Genomic DNA, 18,756 nt, shown 5'->3' with positions numbered 1-18,756 from the left:
CGAGCACCGGCCCGCGCCGATGGCCGCAGACGGTAGTTTTGCCCTGTGACTCCCGCATCTGCCGCGTCTCCGCAACTGACGCTGACCGCCCGGCTCAACCTCTCGGCGGCCGAGGCGCGCCGCGGCATCGTCAGGGTGCATCCCGAGGTCCTGGCCGCGTTGGCGCTGCGTGAGTGGGATGGGGTGGCCGTGATCGGCTCGCGTACCACCGGCGCGGTGATCGCAGCCACCGACGCGTCCGCACCCACAGGCATCGCGCTGCTCGACGAGTTGACGCTGTCCAACGCGGGGCTGAAGTCCGACGCCCCCGTGGTGTTGTCCCCCGTCGTGGTGCACGGCGCTACCCGCGTGATGGTGCGCGGGTCGCGGCTGACCGCCGATTCGGTGGACGAGACCACCCTGCGCCGCGCACTTCTGGGCAAGGTGGTGTCGGCCGGAGATGTGGTGTCGCTCTTGCCGCGCGACCTCGGTCCCGATTTCGCGACGTCCGACGCCACTCGTTCGCTGGCGAGGTCGGTGGGCATCACCTGGACCAACGAACTGCTCACCGTGGTGGACGCCGACCCGTCCGGCCCGGTGAGCGTGCAACCGAACACCGCGGTGCTGTGGGCGGACAAGAGTGCCGGACTGCCGTCGACCACCGAAGCGGCCAGCACCGCATCCGCCCGGCACGCACCAGCCAAGGCGACCGTCAGCACTGCTCCCCCGGCTCGGACCGTCGACGAACTCGTCGGCGTGGACGCGCAGGTGGACAAGCTCACCGAATGGCTCGGCCTCGCCCTCGACAACCCAGAACTGCTCACTGCCCTCGGCGCGCAAGCCCGACTCGGTGTGGTGCTCACCGGCCCGCCCGGAGTCGGCAAGGCAACCGTCGCCCGGGCCGTGTGCGCCGGGCGAACTCTCGTCTACCTCGACGGTCCGGTCACCGGCGCGCTCGAGGCATCCGGGCGGCTCACTGCTGTCAAAGATGCGGTCAGCCAACTGGTGTCGGCAGCGTCCGACACGGGCGCGGTGTTGCTCATCAGCGATGTCGAGGCACTGCTGCCCGCCGAGGCCGACCCCGTCTCGGCGCTCATCCTCGACGCCTTACGCACGGCCATCACCGCTGACCGCGTGGCCCTGATCTGCACCAGTTCGGCGCCCGAGAACCTCGACCAACGGCTCCGTGATCCCGACCTCTGCGACCGCGAGCTGTCGATCGGATTGCCCGACAACAAGATCCGGCGAGGACTCCTCGGCGCGCTCCTGGAGTCCGTGCCCACCGGAACCATCGACCTCGGCGCGATCAGCGCCCGCACACCGGGATTCGTCGCCGCCGACCTCGCCGCTCTCACCCGCGAGGCCGCGTTGCGGGCAGCTGCCCGCAGCGCCCGCGACGGCGAGCCACCTACCCTCATCGAGGCCGACCTGCTGGGCGCGCTGGAGGTGATCCGGCCGGTGTCCCGGTCGGCATCGCCCGAGGTCGCGGTCGGCAGCCTGACGCTCGACGAGGTCGGCGACATGGTGGAGACCAAACAGGCGCTCACCGAGGCCGTGCTCTGGCCGCTACAGCACCCGGACACTTTCACCCGGCTCGGCGTCGACCCGCCCCGCGGGGTGCTGCTCTACGGTCCCCCCGGATGCGGCAAGACCTTTGTGGTGCGGGCACTCGCCGCGTCCGGACAACTGAGCGTGCACAGCGTCAAAGGTGCTGAGCTGATGGACAAATGGGTCGGGTCATCGGAGAAGGCGGTCCGCGACCTGTTCAACCGGGCACGCGAGTCGGCGCCATCGCTGATCTTCCTCGACGAGATCGACGCTCTGGCCCCACGCCGCGGTCAGTCGTCGGACTCGGGTGTCGGCGATCGTGTGGTCGCCGCGCTGCTCACCGAACTCGACGGTGTCGAACCCCTGCGGGATGTGGTGGTCCTCGGCGCGACCAACCGTCCCGATCTCATCGACCCGGCATTGCTGCGTCCCGGCCGTCTGGAACGGCTTGTGTTCGTGCCGCCACCTGATGCCGATGCCCGCGCTGCGATCCTGCGGACGTCGAGCAAGTCGGTACCACTGGCAGAGGACATCGACCTGGACCAGCTGGCCGCACGCCTGGACGGATATTCGGCCGCCGACTGCGCCGCACTGCTCCGAGAGGCTGCTCTGGCCGCGATGCGCCGGAACATCGACGCAGCCATCGTCACCGCCGAGGACGTCGGGGTGGCGCAGGACAAGGTTCGGCCGTCCCTCGATCCAGCCCAAGTGGAGAACCTGCGTCAGTACGCCGAAAAGCGCGGAGCCTGAAGCTCTCTGCGACCCTCAGTGGGCCATCGACGGCGTCTTGGCCGGCGACGCCGTTGGTCCAGTGCGATGCAGACGCGCGGCCAAGGCCGTGCCGACGAGCAATCCGAGCAACGGCAGCGCAGTGAAGACCACGCCTCGCGACAGGGTGGTGCCATGGCCCGCGATGTCCTGGAACACCAACTGCTGGGGAATGAGCCAGACCGCACCTGCGGCGCCGGCGCCCCCGGCCGTGCACCCCGCGATGAGCAGAGCATCGCGTACCCGCGGGGTCACCAATATGTTCGCTCGCTCGAGAAGACTCTGTACCGCCAGTCCCGCAAGACCGAAGGTGGCCCCGAAGATGTAGGGCAGCCACCAGATCACGTCAGGTGTGTCCATCGACTGATACTGACCTGCGGCCTGAACCGGAGCACGCTGATGCCCGTTGTCGGTGACAAACCATGCGCCGGCCGCCACCACACCGGTGCACAAGCCGATGAGGCCGGACCAGTCCCACAACCGATACACCTCGAGCTCAGGCGGATTTGACGCTTTCACTACCTCAGTATTGTCGAGGCATTCTTAATTCGCTGGCGAACGCGGTGGCGGAAACAAGGGGTGCACCGGCGTCGCGTGTCTCTTCTCGTGTGATTCCTCTGCAAAACGTGTCGATTTCCGGTTCTCTCGTTCGACGTAGGGATGAGAACAGCTTCGGCACGGGCCGAGGCACCACCCATCACGGAGGTTTGTCATGCGCACATTGATCGTCACCGCATTCGTCTCGCTGGACGGTGTCATGGAAGGACCGGGCGGTGAGCCCGGGTATCGCAATTCGGGGTGGACCTTCAAGGACGTCGAGTTCGATGAAGCTGCCTACGAGATCAAGGGGCGCGAGCAGGAGGAGACCACAGCACTACTGCTGGGCCGCACGTCGTACGAGGCGTTCGCTCCGATCTGGCCGACCATGAACGAGTTCGCCGAATACAACGCGATGCCCCGATACGTCGTCTCCACAACATTGGAGAAGGACGACCCCCGTTGGCCGGCCACGATCCTGCGGTCGGTTGACGATGTGGCAGCACTCAAGGACACCGAAGGTGGCCCGATTGCCGTGCACGGCAGCGCAACCCTCGGCCGCAGCCTCGCCGACGCCGGCCTCGTGGATCGCTACCACCTTCTGGTGTTCCCACTCCTTCTCGGCGCCGGCAAGCGCCTGTTCAGTGAGTCGGACAAAGACACCACCAAGCTCAACCTGGTCGAGCACGAGGTGTACGGCAACGGCATCCAGAAACAGATCTTCGATGTGATGCGGTAGGTCGAGCCGATAGCGGCTGCAGCGCAATCAAACACAGGAGTTGTGTTTGTCTGCAGGTGTTGCAGCGCCTGCAGACAAACACAAAGCCTGCACGGATCCGAGACCTCCGGCCCGGACACCTATCTCAGCAAATACGTTGCACTGCAACCTGCATCGCAGTCACGATGCTCGGAATCATTGCGGGATCGCCGGCATCGGCGATGACCCGTGCAACGGTCGGACCGCTTGCCGCGACTACCGACAGTTGGCAGAGCTGCGGTGAGGTGTTCGTCAACACCACCTCGGCGAGGTCGGTCAGGAGGCGTGCGGAGATGCTGTCGAGCTTGGCCCGTAGATCCGACAGCGGCGGGTTCGGGATGGACAACTGCGCTTGGTCCGCGAGGGTCCATATAGAGAAATACGCGTATTGAACACCGGTCGCCGCCTGTACCTGATCAGTGAAGAAAGCCGCCACCTGCGCCCGATCCAGCCCATGAGCGGCCGCCGAATCCGACGCCGCCTGGATGACCGTGGCCGCGCGAACAGGGTCGTTGATCGGGCTGCCGGAGTGCCACTTCGACTGGGCGACCTCATGAGCCACGATCAGACGGTCACCAATGGTGTTGACCAACTGGACGACTCGATCGTGCCCTACCGGCGTCGCATGAGCTGCCGGGCCCGCCAACACCGCACCGACTGCGGCCAACGACATCACCAGGGACGACGCAACAATTCGTACTGCCCGCATTCTTCCTCCGACCCGTCCAGCCCAATTCCCGGTCGTCGCGCGCCACGGCTTCGCGAGCGACGAGCAGCGTCAGCGTTGCGACACGAGATAGGTGATCGACGTCGGGCCGCTCGGTGAGCCGGCCGTGGTCCCGATCACCACCGTGTAGCGCTTGCCGTCTTTGTCGGCGCCATACCCGACGACGGTCTGGCCACCTTCCTGCCGACGGAACTCCTCGGTGAACCCGGCGTCGGTGAGGACCTTGCCTGCGTTGTCGAAGGGGTTCCCCGCGTCGGGCTTGCCGGCGACGGTGAGGTTCCAGCCCTCTTGCGCGGTCCCGCCCGCAGCAAGTATCGAACCCTCGATCAGCGGTACCTGATCCGGGAAATCTTGCGGCAGATTCACCGACCCGATCGTGGTGGATTCAGCCTCCTCGCTGTCCCCGCCACACGCTCCCAACACCAGCGCAAGACCCGTGATCATCAGCACCAAAACCACTCGCACCCGACTCATGCGAACAGAGTAGGGGGTGGGGTCCGGTTGTGCCCGATCGGCTGCGATCTTGTCGGGAACACCAACTTGTCCGTTTTGCGGTGACCAGCGACGAGAGGCCATCTCGGTGGCCGCCTCATCCCCGAATACGGCACCTAGCAGCAGCAACGGTAGACTGGGTGACAACAAACCGGAGCTAATCCGTCTTCGGTGAACGGTCGCAGGCGTTGTTCGGTGTGCCTGTCCCCGTTGTCACGACCCACCCGACACCCCGCCCATTCGATCGACGGAGTGCCTCTTGATCGCAGTCTTGGCCGCCCTGGCCATCACGGCTGTGCTGGCCCCTGCGATCATCACCGCCCTGGGCAGGCGTGGCTTCTACCTCCTCGCGCTCGCCCCGCTGGGCGGCCTGGTGTGGGTGGTGCTCAACTGGCCCGACGACGAACACGGCGTCCGGACGGAATCCTTCAGCTGGGTCCCTGCCCTGCAGATGAACATCGACTTCCGCTTCGACACCCTCGCGGCGGTCATGTCTGTTCTGGTCCTCGGGGTCGGAGCCCTGGTGCTCTGTTATTGCGCCGAGTACTTCAGTGAGGTGCGACGTCGGGTTGCCGGTTTCGCGGCCGAGATGGTGGCGTTCGCCGGCGCGATGTTCGGGCTGGTCATCAGCGACAACATGCTCGTGCTCTACATCTTCTGGGAACTGACCACGGTGCTGTCGTTCCTGCTGGTCGGCTTCTACGCCGTCCGCGCGACGAGCCGCCGCGCCGCCACTCAGGCCCTGCTGGTGACCACGGCCGGTGGACTGGCGATGCTGGTCGGCATCGTGATGCTGGGCGAGAAAGCCGGCTCCTACCTGTTGTCGGACATCGTGGCCGACCCCCCGGTCGGGTGGACGGTCACCGTGGCCATCGTCCTGATCCTGATCGGTGCGCTCAGCAAGTCGGCGATCTTCCCGTTCCACTTCTGGCTTCCCGGTGCCATGGCGGCCCCCACCCCGGTCAGTGCCTATCTGCATGCCGCAGCCATGGTCAAGGCCGGAATCTTCCTGGTGGCCAGGCTCGCCCCGGGCTTCTCGGACCTCGTGTCGTGGGACGTCCTGGTGGTCGGGCTCGGCTGCGCCACCATGGTCCTCGGCGGATTCCGGTCGCTGCGCGAATACGACCTCAAGTTGGTGCTCGCCTTCGGAACGGTCTCGCAGCTGGGGTTCCTGATGGTGCTCGTCGGCATCGGCGACGAGGATGTCGCGATGGCTGCGATGGCGATGTTGGTGGCCCATGCGCTGTTCAAAGCGTCATTGTTCATGGTGGTCGGCATCATCGACCACTCCACCGGTACCCGCGACCTGCGCAAACTTGCCAGACTCGGTCACAGCACCCCCGTGTTGGCGGGCATCGCCGCACTCGCGGCCGCCAGCATGGCGGGCCTCCCCCTCACCCTGGGATTCGTCGGCAAGGAGACCGCCTTCGCCGAGATCTGGGACACGGGCGCCCTGAACGAGTGGCAGGGGCCGGTGGTGGTCTTGGTGCTGGTACTCGGATCCACTCTGACCGTCGCCTACTCGCTGCGATTCCTGTGGGGCGCCTTCGGCCGCAAACGCAAGGCCGAGCCCAGCCCAGCAGTGGCGCGCATGCACCGTCCGAGCGCCGCGTTCCAGGCGCCGGCGGCGATACTCGCTCTCGCCGGGGTGGTCTCCGGACCACTCGCCGGACTCATCGGCAAGCGCGTGGAGCCCTACGCCGAAACGGTTCCCAGCTACGACGAAGGCATAGCCCACCTTTCGCTGTGGCATGGCTTCAACCTCGCCCTCGGTTTCACGGCCATCGCAGTGGTCGCGGGTACCGCACTGTTCCTCCTGGTGCGCGAACTCGGCCGGCTGGGCTTTGTGCGTCCGGCGCTCGGTAACGCCGACCGGATCTACGACGCGGTGCTGCGCGGCGCGGACACCATCTCGATCAACCTGACCCGCAACACCCAGCGGGGATCGTTGCCACTCACCCAGGGTGTCATCGTGATCACGCTGGTGCTCCTGCCCACGATCGTGCTCTTCCTCGGCCAGCGGAACAGGCTGGAGATCAACGGCTTCGAGTCTCCCGTGCAGTTCGTGATCGGCGGGATCATGGTGGCCGCGGCGATCGCCGCCACAGTCCTGCGCAACCGGCTCGCGGCCGTCCTCGTCGTCGGGGTCACCGGCTACAGCTGCGGCGTGCTGTTCGCCTTGCACGGCGCACCCGATCTCGCGCTCACCCAGTTCCTGGTGGAGACACTGACGCTGGTCATCTTTGTACTGGTCCTGCGAAAACTCCCCGCCGAGGCGGAGAACCGCCACGCCACCGGGTTCAAGCCGTTGCGGGCCCTGCTCGGCCTGGCCTTCGGCGCACTGCTCGTGGTGGTCGGCCTGTTCGCCGCCGCCGCCCGCAACACCATCCCGATGTCCACCGAGATCCCCTACGCCGCATACAAATACGGCAACGGATCCAACGCGGTGAACGTGCTGCTCGTGGACATCCGGGCGTGGGACACCCTCGGTGAGGTGTCGGTTCTGATGGTCGCCGCGACCGGGGTCGCGTCGATGGTGTTCCGGCACCGCCGATTCGGTGCGGCGCCGCGTGTGGCCGACGCGACCAGGGCGCGCACTCCCCGACCTGAAACCGAAGGCGAGCAGCTGTTCGGTGAACGCACCACGTGGTTGCGCGGCAGCGACTTCCGCGATCCACGCCATCGGTCGATGGTGCTCGAGGCCACCACACGTCTGCTCTTCCCGACGATGATCGTGTTGTCGCTCTACTTCTTCTACGCCGGTCACAACGCTCCGGGCGGCGGATTCGCAGGTGGCCTGACGATGGGCCTGGCGCTGGTCTTGCGTTACCTGGCCGGCGGCCGATACGAACTCGGCGAGGCGCTACCGATCGACGCGGGGCGCATCCTCGGTGTCGGGCTCGGCCTGTCGGCGGGCACTGCGGCCGCGTCAATTCTGCTCGGCGCACCTGCCCTCTCGTCGGCGACGTTCGAGTTCACGCTGCCGATCTTCGGCGACGTCAAGCTGGTGACGGCCTTGTTCTTCGACCTGGGTGTCTACCTCATCGTCGTGGGCTTGGTGCTCGACGTACTGCGCAGTCTCGGGGCCCGGCTCGACGAGGACAGTCCACGGGTGCGCCGCAACGTTGACGAGCCCGAGGAGGTGGCGGCACGATGACCATCAACCTCGGCCTGATGATCGTGGTCGCCCTCATGGCCGCCTGCGGCGTCTACCTTTTGCTCGAACGCAGTCTCATCCGCATGCTGCTCGGACTCCTGTTGGTGGGCAACGCGATCAACCTGATGATCGTCACCGTCTCGGGAGCCATGGGCAATCCGCCGATCATCGGCCGCACGTCAGAGGGCCGCACCGGAGACGCCGATCCGCTGGCGCAGGGCATGGTGCTCACGGCCATCGTCATCACGATGGGCATTGCCGCCTTTGTCCTGGCCTTGGCCTACCGCTCCTTCATGATCAACACCGACGACGAGGTGGACGACGATCCCGAAGACCTCAAGGTGAAGTCGCAGTCGAGCGCCACCGCACCCGACCGCGACCGCAGCGATGACCCGGTCACCGGTCTCGACACGTTCCGCGGCGACCTGTTCGACGACGACGGCAACCCGCTGACCGACGAGCAACTGCGCGCCCGTGCCGAATTGCATCAGACCGACCTGCTGCACAGCGCCGACGACAGCGATGACTTCGAGTCGACCGACCGTGACGGTGATCGCCGATGACCTTGTCGCACGAGTGGTTCCCGACGCTCATCGTCGCGCCCGTACTCGCCCCGATGATGGGCGCCGTGCTGACCCTGATCATGGGGCGGTACCCCCGTTTCCAGCGTGTGGTCACGGTCGCGGCGATCACGGTCGCGTTTGTCGCCTCATGCCTCCTGCTCTATCTGACGAACCGCGACGGTACGTACGCCTTGCACGTCGGCGGCTGGGATTCCAAGGGCGGTGACCTCGGTCCCCTGGGCATCACCCTTGTGGCTGACCAGCTCTCGGCGTTGATGCTCGTGGTGTCCACCGCCGTCCTGCTCTGCGTCATGCTCTACGCCGTCGGGCAGGGTATCCGCGACGGCACCACCGAACAGCCGGTGTCGATCTTCTTGCCGACCTACCTGCTGCTGTGCACCGGCGTCTGCAACGCCTTCCTCGCCGGCGACCTGTTCAACCTGTACGTCTCGTTCGAGGTGCTGCTCGCCGCGAGCTTTGTGCTGCTCACCCTCGGCGCCAGCGCTGACCGAGTGCGCGCCGGCGTCTCGTACGTGATGGTCTCGATGGTGTCGTCGCTGATCTTCCTGGCAGGCATCGCGTTTGCGTATGCAGCCACCGGCACGCTGAATCTCGCTGAGATGGCGGTCCGGCTCGAGGATGTTCCCGACGGGACCAAGGGTGCGCTGTACGCGGTGCTGCTGGTGGCGTTCGGCATCAAGGCCGCAGTCTTCCCGCTGTCGACGTGGCTACCCGACTCCTATCCAACAGCTCCCGCCCCGGTCACCGCGGTGTTTGCCGGCCTGCTCACCAAAGTCGGTGTGTACGCGATCATCCGCGCGCACACCCTGCTGTTCCCCGGAGGCGCGATGGACCGGGTGCTGTTGGTGGCCGGACTTCTCACCATGCTGGTGGGGATCTTCGGCGCCATCGCACAGTCCGACATCAAACGTCTGTTGTCGTTCACGCTGGTCAGCCACATCGGGTACATGATCTTCGGCATCGCTCTGTCCACCGAGTTCGGTTTGTCGGGCGCGATCTACTATGTGGCCCACCACATTTTGGTCCAGACGACGCTGTTCCTCGTGGTGGGGCTGATCGAGCGGCAGGCGGGCTCGGCGTCACTACGACGTCTCGGGGGTCTGGCGGCCAGTCCTCTACTCGCTGCGTTGTTCCTGATCCCAGCTCTGAATCTGGGTGGCATCCCGCCGTTCTCAGGTTTCATCGGCAAGGTCGCGCTCATCGAGGCGGGTGTACAAGAGGGCAGCGTGCTGGCCTGGATCCTGGTGGCCGGTTCAGTGGTCACCAGCCTGCTGACCCTCTACGTCGTCGCCCGCGTCTGGACCAAGGCGTTCTGGCGGCCGCGCGCCGATGCCCCCGACGGCGAGATGGCCGATGCGGGACCGGCGGCGCTTCTCGAGGGCTCGGCCGACGTGTCGTTCGACGACCGCGCCGACGTGGGCCGCATGCCGATCGGCATGGTGGTCCCGACCATCGCCATGGTGGCAGCCGGGCTCGTGTTGACGTTGTGGGCCGGGCCGTTCTTCGAGTTCACCGAATCGGCGGCCGCCGACCTGATCGACTCCAGCATCTACCTCGACGCCGTCCTGGGCGCAGGAGGTCCCCGATGACCGACAGACCTGACCCCGGACAGCGGCCACAAGCGCCTGCTCCCCGAGGCCCCATCCGGGCGCACCTGGTGAACGCCTGGCGTTACTCGGTGATCTTCCTCGCGTGGTACTCGGTGAAGACCTTCCTCTTCCTCAAGTCCCACATCCACATCAAGCGCTGGTTCGGTGGAGATGCACGCGAGGTGGCCGTCCGGCTGTGGACGATGGCGTGGCTGACGTTCGTGTGGGTGCTGTTGTGGGGTACCTACGACATCGCGACGGTGGTCAGTGGTCTCGGTATCGCACTCCTCGTGCTGATCGCGCTGCCATTGCCGCGGGTACCGGTCGAGGGCCGGATCCATCCGCTGACGATCCTCGAGCTGGTGATCAGGCTGGTGATCGACCTGTTCCGATCGAGCCTGCAGGTGGCGTGGCTGTCGGTGCGCCCCCGCAAGCCACCCTTGAGCGCAGTGGTTCGGGCACGGCTGGCCATCAAATCCGACATGGTCCTGACCCTCGCGGTCGACTACCTCAATCTTGTACCCGGCACCATGGTCGTGGAGATCGATCACAGTCGCCGCCTGCTGTACGTGCACCTCATAGACGCCAGCTCACCGGAGAAGGTGAAGGCGTTCTACGGCCAGGTCGCCACCATCGAGAGGCTGTTCATCAAAGCCTTCGAGCGTGAGAGCGAATGGCACGCGAGTCCCTACCATGGGATCGACGATGAAGTCGGTGGCCAAGACAGCCAGGATCTTCGGAGCGGAGCGAAGTCATGAACGTGGTCTGGATGATCGCCGCCGGTCTGCTGTTGGCAGCATCGGTACTCACCACCGCACGGATCCTCATCGGCCCCAACACGCTCGACCGTCTGGTGGCCCTGGACACCGGGGTCGCGATGGCAATGTGCTCGCTGGCCGTGTGGGCCGCGTATTCGATGGATTCGACAGTGGTGTCCGGCCTCGTCGCCTTGTCACTGTTGAGTTTTGTGGGCACGGTTGCAGTCGCCCGATTCCGCGTCCGGGACAACGAGGTTTAACGATGGTCTCCGACATCTTCGTCGCCGTGCTGGTGCTGTCCGGTTCAGGTCTGGCGTTCACGGCATCGGTGGGTATCTTGCGATTCCCCGACACCCTCACCCGTATGCACGCCGCCACCAAACCGCAGACCCTCGGTCTGTTGCTGGTGCTGATCGCGGCGATGATCCGTCTCTGGGACACCGTCGATTTCGGAATGCTGGTGCTGACCGGGATCTTCGCACTGATCACCGCACCGGTGATCGCGCACCGCGTCGGCAAACTGGCGTATCAGGAGCAACGGGTGCGGGACGACCTGATCGACAGCAGCGAGCTCGAATCCCCCCGCAGCGACTGATGACGGGCGACGATCAGCTTCCCCCGACCTCTCGTGTGCGCCGCGGGAGTGAGCTGGGAAAGGTTGCCGCCCATTCGGTTGCCCGGCGCGTCCGCTCGCGTGCCGCCGGAGTGGGTGCCACACCCGACGAGCGGCGTTCGCGCGCCGAACTCGACGCCCTTGCTGCCGCAGACGAACTCATCACCGTGCTCGGGTCGATGAAGGGTGCAGCGATGAAGGTCGGGCAGTTTCTGTCGATGATGGACCTTGGCATGGTGCCGGCCCACGCGCGTGAAGGCTTCCACCGCAAGCTGGCGATCCTGCGCGACAACGCCCCTCAGGTCTCCTCGGAGACGATGCTCGAGGTTGTCCGAAAAGAGCTCGGCTCGAACATGTCCCACATCGAGTCCATCGATCCGGCTCCTATCGCTGCCGCTTCCATCGGCCAGGTCTACCAGGCCAGATTGGTCGACGGGCGCGACGTGGCGATCAAGGTGCAGTACCCGGGCATCGACCGGGTGGTCCGGGCAGACCTCAAGAACCTCGCGATGGCCCTGCGCCTCTACAAGGGCCTGCTGCCGACGGTGGACCCACAGTCATTTGTCCGGGAGATCTCCGGGGACATGTTGTCAGAGCTGGACTATCGGGCCGAGGCGGCCAATCACCGTCGTCTCGCGGACCGCTACGCCGGGCACCCGTTCATCCAGATCCCCGATGTCGTCGAACGCCTGTGCACATCGAAGGTCCTCACCTCCGAGCTGATCACCGGGATCCCGTTCGACGAGATCACCACCCTCGACGCCGACACCCGAGACCAGGTCGGCGAGGTGATCTATCGCTTCTACTGCGGCAGTATCCATACCGACGCCACCTTCTGCGGCGATCCACATCCGGGAAACGTGATGCTCGCCGACGACGGCCGGGTGGCATTCCTCGACTTCGGATCCTGCAAGACCATGTCGGCCGATGCCCGAGACCTGGAACGTCGTGCGGTCCTCGCGGCCCGCGCCGGTGATGCCGCCGAGGTGGCGCAGATCCTCCGCCAGGGACAGGTGTTGATCAGCGAGGAGTCCATCGACGACGCCGATGTGCTGTCCTACGTTAGAGACGCCACCTGGTGGCACATGGACGACGCCCATCTGACCATCACCCCGGACATCGCCAACGGCGTCATGATCTCCGCGGTGCACCCTGCCACCGAGTACGGCAGCGCGGCTCGGGAACAGCATTTCCCCGAAGACAACCTGATCGCGCGCCGCGTCGAGTTCTACACCTGCGCAATGCTCGGACAACTCCGGGCAACGGCGAACTGGTGTCGAATCGAAGCCGAATGGCTGACCGGGGCCGAACCCGAAACCGAACTGGGACAGATCGATCAGTGGTGGAAACGGCGAACGTTCAGCGATTGAGTTCCGACACAACCTGATCGACCACGGCCACCATGTCGCCGGTGTCGGCAAAGGTACGCCGCTGACGCTGGTACGAGCCCCCGTGGCCCGGGATGTCGGCGACCGACGCCAACTCGTCGGCGCACCCGAGGTCGACGGCGACCGGAGTGAGTCGCTCGAGCATGTCGTAGAGGTCGTCCGTCACCAACCGCTCATTGCAGTCCGAGTCGGTGATGATGATCGCATCGAGTCCGTAACGGGCTGCGCGCCATTTGTTTTCCTGCACCAGCCAAGGCGCCATGTCGGGCAATGTCTCCCCGGCATCGAGGCGCCGATCGAGATCCACCACCAGGCAGTGGATCAGCGCCACGAGCCCGGCCAATTCGGCGATGGTCGAGACGCCGTCACACACCCGGATTTCGACGGTACCGAGGTTCGGAGAAGGCCGGATGTCCCAGCGGATCTCGTTGAGGTTCTCGATGATGCCGGTGGTCATCTGGTCGCCGACGAACTTCTCGAACTCACTCCACCGCTGGAACTGGAACGGAAGGCCGGCTGTGGGCAACTGCTGGAACATCATCGCCCGGTTGCTGGCGTACCCGGTGTCCTGCCCCGACCACATCGGTGATGACGCCGACAGCGCCAGAAGATGGGGATACTGGTTCAGCAGCGACGACACGATGGGCAAGACCTTGTCGCGGTGGTTGATCCCGACGTGAACGTGGACACCCCAGATCAGCATCTGCCTGCCCCACCACTGGGTCCGCTCGATCAACTCGGCGTACCGCGGCGACGGGGTCAACTGCTGGGTGGACCACAGTGCAAACGGGTGGGTGCCCGCGCCGAACAGGTCCACACCGAGATCGTCGGCGATCAAGCGCACCACCGACAGCGACTCTTCGAGATCGGCGATCGCCTCACCCGTGGTACGGCAGATACCCGTCACCAATTCAACGGTGTTGCGTAGCAGTTCCTTGTGGATCCGATCGCCGGAACTGGGGTTGTCCAGTTCGCTCACACGCTCGAACAGCTGCGCCGCAGAGTTCGACAAATCTCGCGTCTGCTTGTCGACAAGCGCGAACTCCCACTCCACGCCCAGCGTGGGCTGCGGGGAAGCGTTGAAATCGATCGAGCGAACGTTGTTTATTCTCAGCTCTTTTCGATGACGCCGCAGGCGATCCGCTTGCCCGCGTCTCCGGTGGCGAGGGTTTCCTCATCAGGGGCGGGAGCGTACTTGGTGGGGATGTTGCCGAAGTTGTCCGGCTTCTCGTGGATCATGATCGAGGTGTCGATGATGTCCTCGATGCTGAAAGCGTCACTGGCAGTGGTGGTCTCGCCATGGCCGGCTTCATCGATGAAGATCGAGACCAGGTCGCCACTCGCCGGGTGGCCGGAGTGACCCTCGACCTGCAGGTGCCCGCCCGCGGAGAGGAAGTCGCCGGCCGCTCCCCCGGTGGGAGGCGTCGAGTTGGCTTCACACTTGCCGACCGCGTGAAGGTGCATGCCGTGGAATCCCGGGGCGAGGTTCTCGGCCTTCACACTCACGATCACCGAACCCTCCGCGGTGGTGAACGTCGCCTCACCTGCCGGTTCACCACTGGGGGTCTGGAGTTCGGCAGTGGCCTCGCCACCTTCGCTGGGCGCACCGATCGCGCCCACATCCTCGGGTGCCTTGTCACCGGTGAGCACACTGGGAGTGGTTCCCTTGGCGTCGGTCGGCTCTTCGTCCGGACTGCAACCCGCAACCAGCAGCGCGACGACGGCGGCGGGTGCCACCAGCGCGGCGATTCGCCGGGTGCCGGTCAAGTTCCTGAGCGAACGCTGCGCCATGGTTGAGCTCCCTTGCAGTTGGCGGTCGAGTGCAGTTCTACCGTTGGTAGTAGTCAGCGAAATCATATCGGTTCCCCGCACACGGTTCGCCGCCGGTTGACCGGCTAACGCGTCACGACAATCAGGGCAAGGCCACCCTGACATTGACTGAAGGCGGCCGGACGGGGATCCACCGAGATGTCGCCGCCGAGTTCTTCAGCCAGCTGATCGGCGTACTCCTGCTGCGTCCCGGTGTAGAAGATGGTGTTCTCGGTGATGCTGGCCGACTGCAGATTGGACGGCGTCGCCGTGGTCCAGCCCGCATCGTCGACGAGCTTGCGATACGTCTGCCCGAGCCCGCCGACGGTGCCAGCGTTGAAGATGCACACACGCGGCCGGTCGGGGTCCACCGACGTCGACGTGCTGCTGCTCGCCGAAGTCTCGGCGCCACTTGAAGTGGTGGTCGCTGGTGACGACGATGTGGGCTGGCGGCTCTGAGCTGCCTCGAGGCCCGCCTCGGGATCGGAGTCACCGGTGGCCGCCGAGTGCCATCCGAGTCCGATGAACACCACTGCGATCGCCAGCAACAGCATCGCCCCAGCACGTAACGGCAGGTGAGCCGCCTCCGAGCGGGCCGGAGCGGGGGGCCGCGCACGACGCGAGCCCGTCGTGCCCGAGTCCGGACTGTTCGTGCCGGTCCCGCTCGGGTCTTCCCCGGGCTGGTCTGGACGGTCGGACGTGGTCATTGGACCAACCTTACGAAACTTGCCAACCTTACGAAAATTTGCGGCCCGACCCCGCGCGGCGGGTCAGCACACCCATCAGGTGACGTCGAACCCGAGCCGGCGAGCCGCCCGGGCCTTCTGCCGGCTCGCACGCAGACGACGGAGTCGCTTCACGAGCATCGGATCCGCGGCCAACGCCTCCGGCCGGTCCACCAAGGCATTGAGCACCTGGTAGTAACGGGTCGCAGACAAACCGAATAGTTCTTTGATGGCCTCTTCCTTGGCACCGGCGTACTTCCACCACTGCCGCTCGAAGGCCAAGATGTCATGCTCACGCCGAGTCAATCCGTCGGCCCCGACCTCGCCCGGACCGAGCTCTGCGTGGTCTTGGTGTGAGTTGTCCGCCTGCCCGGATTGCTGGTCTCGCGCGGTTGCGCCGTCCATCTCGCTCCCTTGAGAATCGGTCCTGCTCCACCCCGTCGCCACACCGGAGTTCGTCGCGTTCAACGGTGTGAATTACAACAGTGTGGTTCGCAATACATCTAACCACGCCGCCAAAGGAATTCGCGCGATGGCGTGCCGAGTAATCTGACCCCCATGGCAATTCTTCCCATCTGCATCGTCGGTGATCCGGTGCTGCACAACCCGACTGAAATCGTCGCATTGGACGCCGAGGGCAAGGCCCCCGCCGACGTGGCCGCGCTGCTCGACGACATGTACGAGACGATGGACGCCGCCAACGGTGTCGGACTCGCCGCCAATCAGGTCGGCGTGGCCAAGCGCATGTTCGTCTACGACTGCCCCGAGGGCGACGGCCGCACGGGTCCTCGTCGTCGCGGAGAGGTGATCAATCCCGTCCTCGAGACGTCGGAGATCCCCGAGACGATGCCCGACCCCGACGACAACGACGAGGGGTGCCTGTCGGTACCAGGCGAACAGTTCCCGACCGGCCGGGCCGACTGGGCCAAGGTCACCGGGGTGGACCGCAACGGCGACCCGGTGGAAATCGAGGGCAAAGGGTTCTTCGCCCGGATGCTGCAGCACGAGACCGGCCACGTCGACGGCTTCCTCTACGTCGACGTGCTGATGGGGCGCAACGCACGCGCGGCCAAGAAAACCATCAAGCGCAACGGCTGGGGTGTGCCGGGGCTCTCATGGCTACCCGGCGAAGACGCCGATCCCTTCGGACACGATGACGAGGACTGACCGCATCGGTTGGGTTCGGCGTGTGACCGGCCGCCGCGCGTGACCACCCCGTCACCCGGGGACCGCGTGGTTGTCCGCTTCCGCAAGGGTCCCGGCGCCCCCGCCGACTGGCGCGCCGACGAGTCGGCCACGTTGAGCGATGTCACCGGGGTCTTGGAGTCGAGCGATTCGTCCGTGCTGGTGGTCCGGCGCGGAGACGCGTCGGTCCGGGTACCCACCTCATTGGTGCAGGCCATCAAGGTCCTGTCGATCAAGCCGGTCCGAAATTCCGAGATCCGGTCGCTCGAGGTGGCCGCGGCCCGAGGCTGGCCGGGCCTCGAGTCGGAGATGATCAGCGGCTGGCGCGCCCGTGCGGGCGGCGGGTTCAGCCGCCGTGCCAATTCGGCGGTGCCGCTGGAGATGGGCGCGAACGTCGACGGCGAAACGATCGAGCGGCTACGACAGTGGTACGCCGAGCGCGATCTGCCGCTGAAGCTGGCTGTGGTGACACGGCTGGTCCCGGGTTCCCATGTGCCGGTTGACGACTACGTCATCACGGTTGAAGCACTCACCGCTCCGATCGGCGTATTGGCATCGTCCCCCGAACATCGGGTCGACATCACCGACAGCCCCACCGAACGATGGGCTGCGAAATACTGCGCCGCACACGGTGACTCCGACGCCCCGCTGGCAGCCGCCGTGGTGTCCGCGGTAGACGGCGGCACCCTGGCGTTCGCGGGCATTTACGACTCCGACGGCGCCCTCGTGGCAATCGGCCGAGGTGCAGTGACCGACGGACTCCGTGACGATCGGTGGCTGGGCCTGTCGGCTCTGTGGACCGCACCCGAGAGTCGGGGCCGCGGGCTCGGGCGGTCGATCCTCGCCGCACTGGAGCAGTGGGGTGAGGCGCAGGGCGCCACCTCGATCTACCTGCAGGTCGAAACCCGGAACAACACTGCACGGGAGTGGTACCGCCGCTTGGGTTTTGGCCTGCACCACAGTTACGGGTACATCGACTACTGACGCCCCGTCGCGGGGATCAGGACCTGAAGCGCGTCACAAACCGGCGCTGCCACGGGGTCTCGACCGCTCGCGGCGAGTACGTGGCCCGCACGTACGCCACGGCGTCGGCAGCGGGCACACCGTCGATGATCGCCAGGCACGCCATCGCAGTACCGGTGCGTCCGTATCCGCCGCCGCAGGCGATCTCGACCCGCTCCGACATGGCGCGTTCGGACAGCTCGTGCAACGCCGACCGGAAGTCGACCGGGTCAGCCGGCAGCCAGAAGTCACGCCACCGGACCCATCGGCTCTCCCAGTCCATTGCGGGAGGCCTGGCCCCCAGCAGGTACAGCCCCAAGTCAGGGTCTGATGCAGAGATCGTGTCGTGTCGCAGACCGCGACCGCGAATCACTCGGCCCGACGGCAGGCGCATGAGGCCTGGCTCGGGATCCTCCCAGGTGAGGGGCATACCGCGAGCCTAGCGCTCTGCCGACAGCGAACGACCTCGACGGCGGTCTGTAACGGTGTAATCATGTAATCACCTACCGAGGAGACATCATGAAAAACGAACACAGAGGCTCGCGCGGACCAGGAGCGGGGCGTCGCGGCGGCTGGCAACAGGCTGAACTACCCGACGCCGGCGACGCTGCCGCCTGGTTCGCCGGGCGACTTCCCGACAACTGGTTCTCGGGACCTGTCGAGGTCACCGTCGACCGAGACGAGATCACCGTGATCGGCACACTCACACCGCCGGACACAGGCGAGGAGGGGAACGCGGCTGCAGCAGCAGAGGGTCGGGCGTCGCGCTTCCGAGAGGACACCCGCGGTGAGCGGATGGCCATCGCCGACGAGGCACAGGTCCGCTATGCGCGCAAGGTGTCATGGGGCGTCAAGGTCGGCGACCAGCGAATCCTGTTCACCCACATCGCTGTTCCGGTGATGACCCGGCTCCGCCAGCCAGAACGTCAGGTGCTCGACACGCTCGTTGATGCCGGGGTTGCCCGCTCCCGCGCCGACGCGCTGGCGTGGTCGGTCAAACTGGTCGGCGCTCATACCGACGAGTGGCTGGGCAAACTCCGAACGGCGATGGACGAGGTCGACAACCTGCGCGCCGAGGGCCCCGGGCTCTGACCCACCCGCCGAATTCGCTCCACCTGCTTGCGTTCGAGCCCGGTGC

General features: G+C 65.9%; 20 protein-coding genes. 12 read left to right on the top strand and 8 right to left on the bottom strand.

Annotated elements, in window-relative coordinates; genetic code table 11:
- Positions 1–45: 45 nt before the first annotated feature.
- Entirely contained in the window at positions 46–2,277 is a 2,232-nt protein-coding gene (locus KXR83_RS20880; RefSeq protein WP_437426466.1) for an AAA family ATPase, read from the top strand.
- Positions 2,278–2,292: 15 nt separating this feature from the next.
- Here the strand turns inward: KXR83_RS20880 and KXR83_RS20875 are convergent, their stop codons facing one another.
- Complete coding sequence (locus KXR83_RS20875) at positions 2,293–2,814, bottom strand: hypothetical protein (protein ID WP_437426465.1); 522 nt, start codon at positions 2,812–2,814, stop codon at positions 2,293–2,295.
- A gap of 193 nt (positions 2,815–3,007) precedes the next feature.
- Here KXR83_RS20875 and KXR83_RS20870 point away from each other — a divergent pair, with 193 nt between their 5' ends.
- On the top strand, positions 3,008–3,571 hold the full coding sequence (locus KXR83_RS20870; protein WP_437426464.1) for a dihydrofolate reductase family protein: 564 nt from the start codon (positions 3,008–3,010) through the stop codon (positions 3,569–3,571).
- Between the two features lie 124 nt (positions 3,572–3,695).
- Here KXR83_RS20870 and aroQ read toward each other — a convergent pair whose 3' ends face one another.
- Both aroQ and KXR83_RS20860 read right to left on the bottom strand, forming a co-directional pair.
- Entirely contained in the window at positions 3,696–4,298 is a 603-nt protein-coding gene (gene aroQ / locus KXR83_RS20865; protein WP_437426463.1) for a gamma subclass chorismate mutase AroQ, read from the bottom strand.
- A 69-nt stretch (positions 4,299–4,367) separates the two neighbouring features.
- Positions 4,368–4,790, bottom strand: a complete 423-nt coding sequence (locus KXR83_RS20860) for a hypothetical protein (RefSeq protein ID WP_437426462.1) — start codon at positions 4,788–4,790, stop codon at positions 4,368–4,370.
- A gap of 277 nt (positions 4,791–5,067) precedes the next feature.
- Here KXR83_RS20860 and KXR83_RS20855 point away from each other — a divergent pair, with 277 nt between their 5' ends.
- From KXR83_RS20855 to KXR83_RS20825, 7 genes are read left to right on the top strand one after another with little or no spacing between them, the layout of a single operon-like run.
- Positions 5,068–7,965, top strand: a complete 2,898-nt coding sequence (locus KXR83_RS20855; protein WP_437426461.1) for a Na+/H+ antiporter subunit A — start codon at positions 5,068–5,070, stop codon at positions 7,963–7,965.
- Entirely contained in the window at positions 7,962–8,528 is a 567-nt protein-coding gene (locus KXR83_RS20850; protein WP_437426460.1) for a Na(+)/H(+) antiporter subunit C, read from the top strand. The genes KXR83_RS20855 and KXR83_RS20850 overlap by 4 nt, the downstream gene beginning before the upstream one ends.
- A complete protein-coding gene (locus KXR83_RS20845) occupies positions 8,525–10,138 on the top strand; it encodes a Na+/H+ antiporter subunit D (protein ID WP_437426459.1) in 1,614 nt (537 codons plus the stop codon). Before KXR83_RS20850 ends, KXR83_RS20845 begins: the two co-directional genes overlap by 4 nt.
- Positions 10,135–10,896 (top strand): Na+/H+ antiporter subunit E, encoded by a 762-nt coding sequence (locus KXR83_RS20840; protein WP_437426458.1) that lies wholly within the window; start codon positions 10,135–10,137, stop codon positions 10,894–10,896. The genes KXR83_RS20845 and KXR83_RS20840 overlap by 4 nt, the downstream gene beginning before the upstream one ends.
- On the top strand, positions 10,893–11,156 hold the full coding sequence (locus KXR83_RS20835) for a monovalent cation/H+ antiporter complex subunit F (protein ID WP_023955466.1): 264 nt from the start codon (positions 10,893–10,895) through the stop codon (positions 11,154–11,156). The genes KXR83_RS20840 and KXR83_RS20835 overlap by 4 nt, the downstream gene beginning before the upstream one ends.
- Before the next feature lie 2 nt (positions 11,157–11,158).
- On the top strand, positions 11,159–11,491 hold the full coding sequence (gene mnhG / locus KXR83_RS20830; RefSeq protein WP_023955468.1) for a monovalent cation/H(+) antiporter subunit G: 333 nt from the start codon (positions 11,159–11,161) through the stop codon (positions 11,489–11,491).
- The gene (locus tag KXR83_RS20825; RefSeq protein WP_437426457.1) at positions 11,491–12,879 is read left to right on the top strand and encodes an ABC1 kinase family protein; all 1,389 of its coding nucleotides are present in this window, start codon (positions 11,491–11,493) and stop codon (positions 12,877–12,879) included. The genes mnhG and KXR83_RS20825 overlap by 1 nt, the downstream gene beginning before the upstream one ends.
- Here the strand turns inward: KXR83_RS20825 and KXR83_RS20820 are convergent.
- The 4 genes from KXR83_RS20820 to KXR83_RS20805 form a co-directional block, all read right to left on the bottom strand.
- Complete coding sequence (locus tag KXR83_RS20820; RefSeq protein WP_023955470.1) at positions 12,869–13,951, bottom strand: glutamate--cysteine ligase; 1,083 nt, start codon at positions 13,949–13,951, stop codon at positions 12,869–12,871. The two genes, KXR83_RS20825 and KXR83_RS20820, sit on opposite strands and share 11 nt — an antisense overlap.
- A gap of 56 nt (positions 13,952–14,007) precedes the next feature.
- Entirely contained in the window at positions 14,008–14,688 is a 681-nt protein-coding gene (gene sodC / locus KXR83_RS20815) for a superoxide dismutase[Cu-Zn] (protein WP_437426456.1), read from the bottom strand.
- Positions 14,689–14,792: 104 nt separating this feature from the next.
- A complete protein-coding gene (locus KXR83_RS20810) occupies positions 14,793–15,413 on the bottom strand; it encodes a LytR C-terminal domain-containing protein (protein ID WP_437426455.1) in 621 nt (206 codons plus the stop codon).
- Positions 15,414–15,488: 75 nt separating this feature from the next.
- A complete protein-coding gene (locus tag KXR83_RS20805; RefSeq protein ID WP_023955476.1) occupies positions 15,489–15,836 on the bottom strand; it encodes a DUF3263 domain-containing protein in 348 nt (115 codons plus the stop codon).
- 153 nt (positions 15,837–15,989) lie between these two features.
- Between KXR83_RS20805 and KXR83_RS20800 the strand changes: the two genes are divergently transcribed.
- Both KXR83_RS20800 and KXR83_RS20795 read left to right on the top strand, forming a co-directional pair.
- Positions 15,990–16,598 (top strand): peptide deformylase, encoded by a 609-nt coding sequence (locus tag KXR83_RS20800; RefSeq protein WP_116916496.1) that lies wholly within the window; start codon positions 15,990–15,992, stop codon positions 16,596–16,598.
- A gap of 39 nt (positions 16,599–16,637) precedes the next feature.
- Entirely contained in the window at positions 16,638–17,600 is a 963-nt protein-coding gene (locus tag KXR83_RS20795) for an N-acetylglutamate synthase, CG3035 family (RefSeq protein ID WP_437426454.1), read from the top strand.
- 16 nt (positions 17,601–17,616) lie between these two features.
- Here the strand turns inward: KXR83_RS20795 and KXR83_RS20790 are convergent, their stop codons facing one another.
- The gene (locus KXR83_RS20790; RefSeq protein WP_437426453.1) at positions 17,617–18,048 is read right to left on the bottom strand and encodes a protein-tyrosine phosphatase family protein; all 432 of its coding nucleotides are present in this window, start codon (positions 18,046–18,048) and stop codon (positions 17,617–17,619) included.
- Between the two features lie 89 nt (positions 18,049–18,137).
- On the opposite strand from KXR83_RS20790, the gene KXR83_RS20785 reads away from it, so the two are divergent.
- Positions 18,138–18,710 carry a hypothetical protein gene (locus KXR83_RS20785; protein WP_437426452.1) on the top strand — a complete coding sequence of 191 codons (573 nt, stop codon included), beginning with the start codon at positions 18,138–18,140 and terminating at the stop codon, positions 18,708–18,710.
- Positions 18,711–18,756 lie beyond the last annotated feature (46 nt).

This window comes from Williamsia muralis (assembly GCF_051487485.1).
Taxonomy (GTDB): Bacteria; Actinomycetota; Actinomycetes; order Mycobacteriales; family Mycobacteriaceae; genus Williamsia; species Williamsia muralis_B.
Note: the sequence above shows the minus strand (reverse complement) of the source record. Positions and strands in the feature narration are given on the sequence as shown.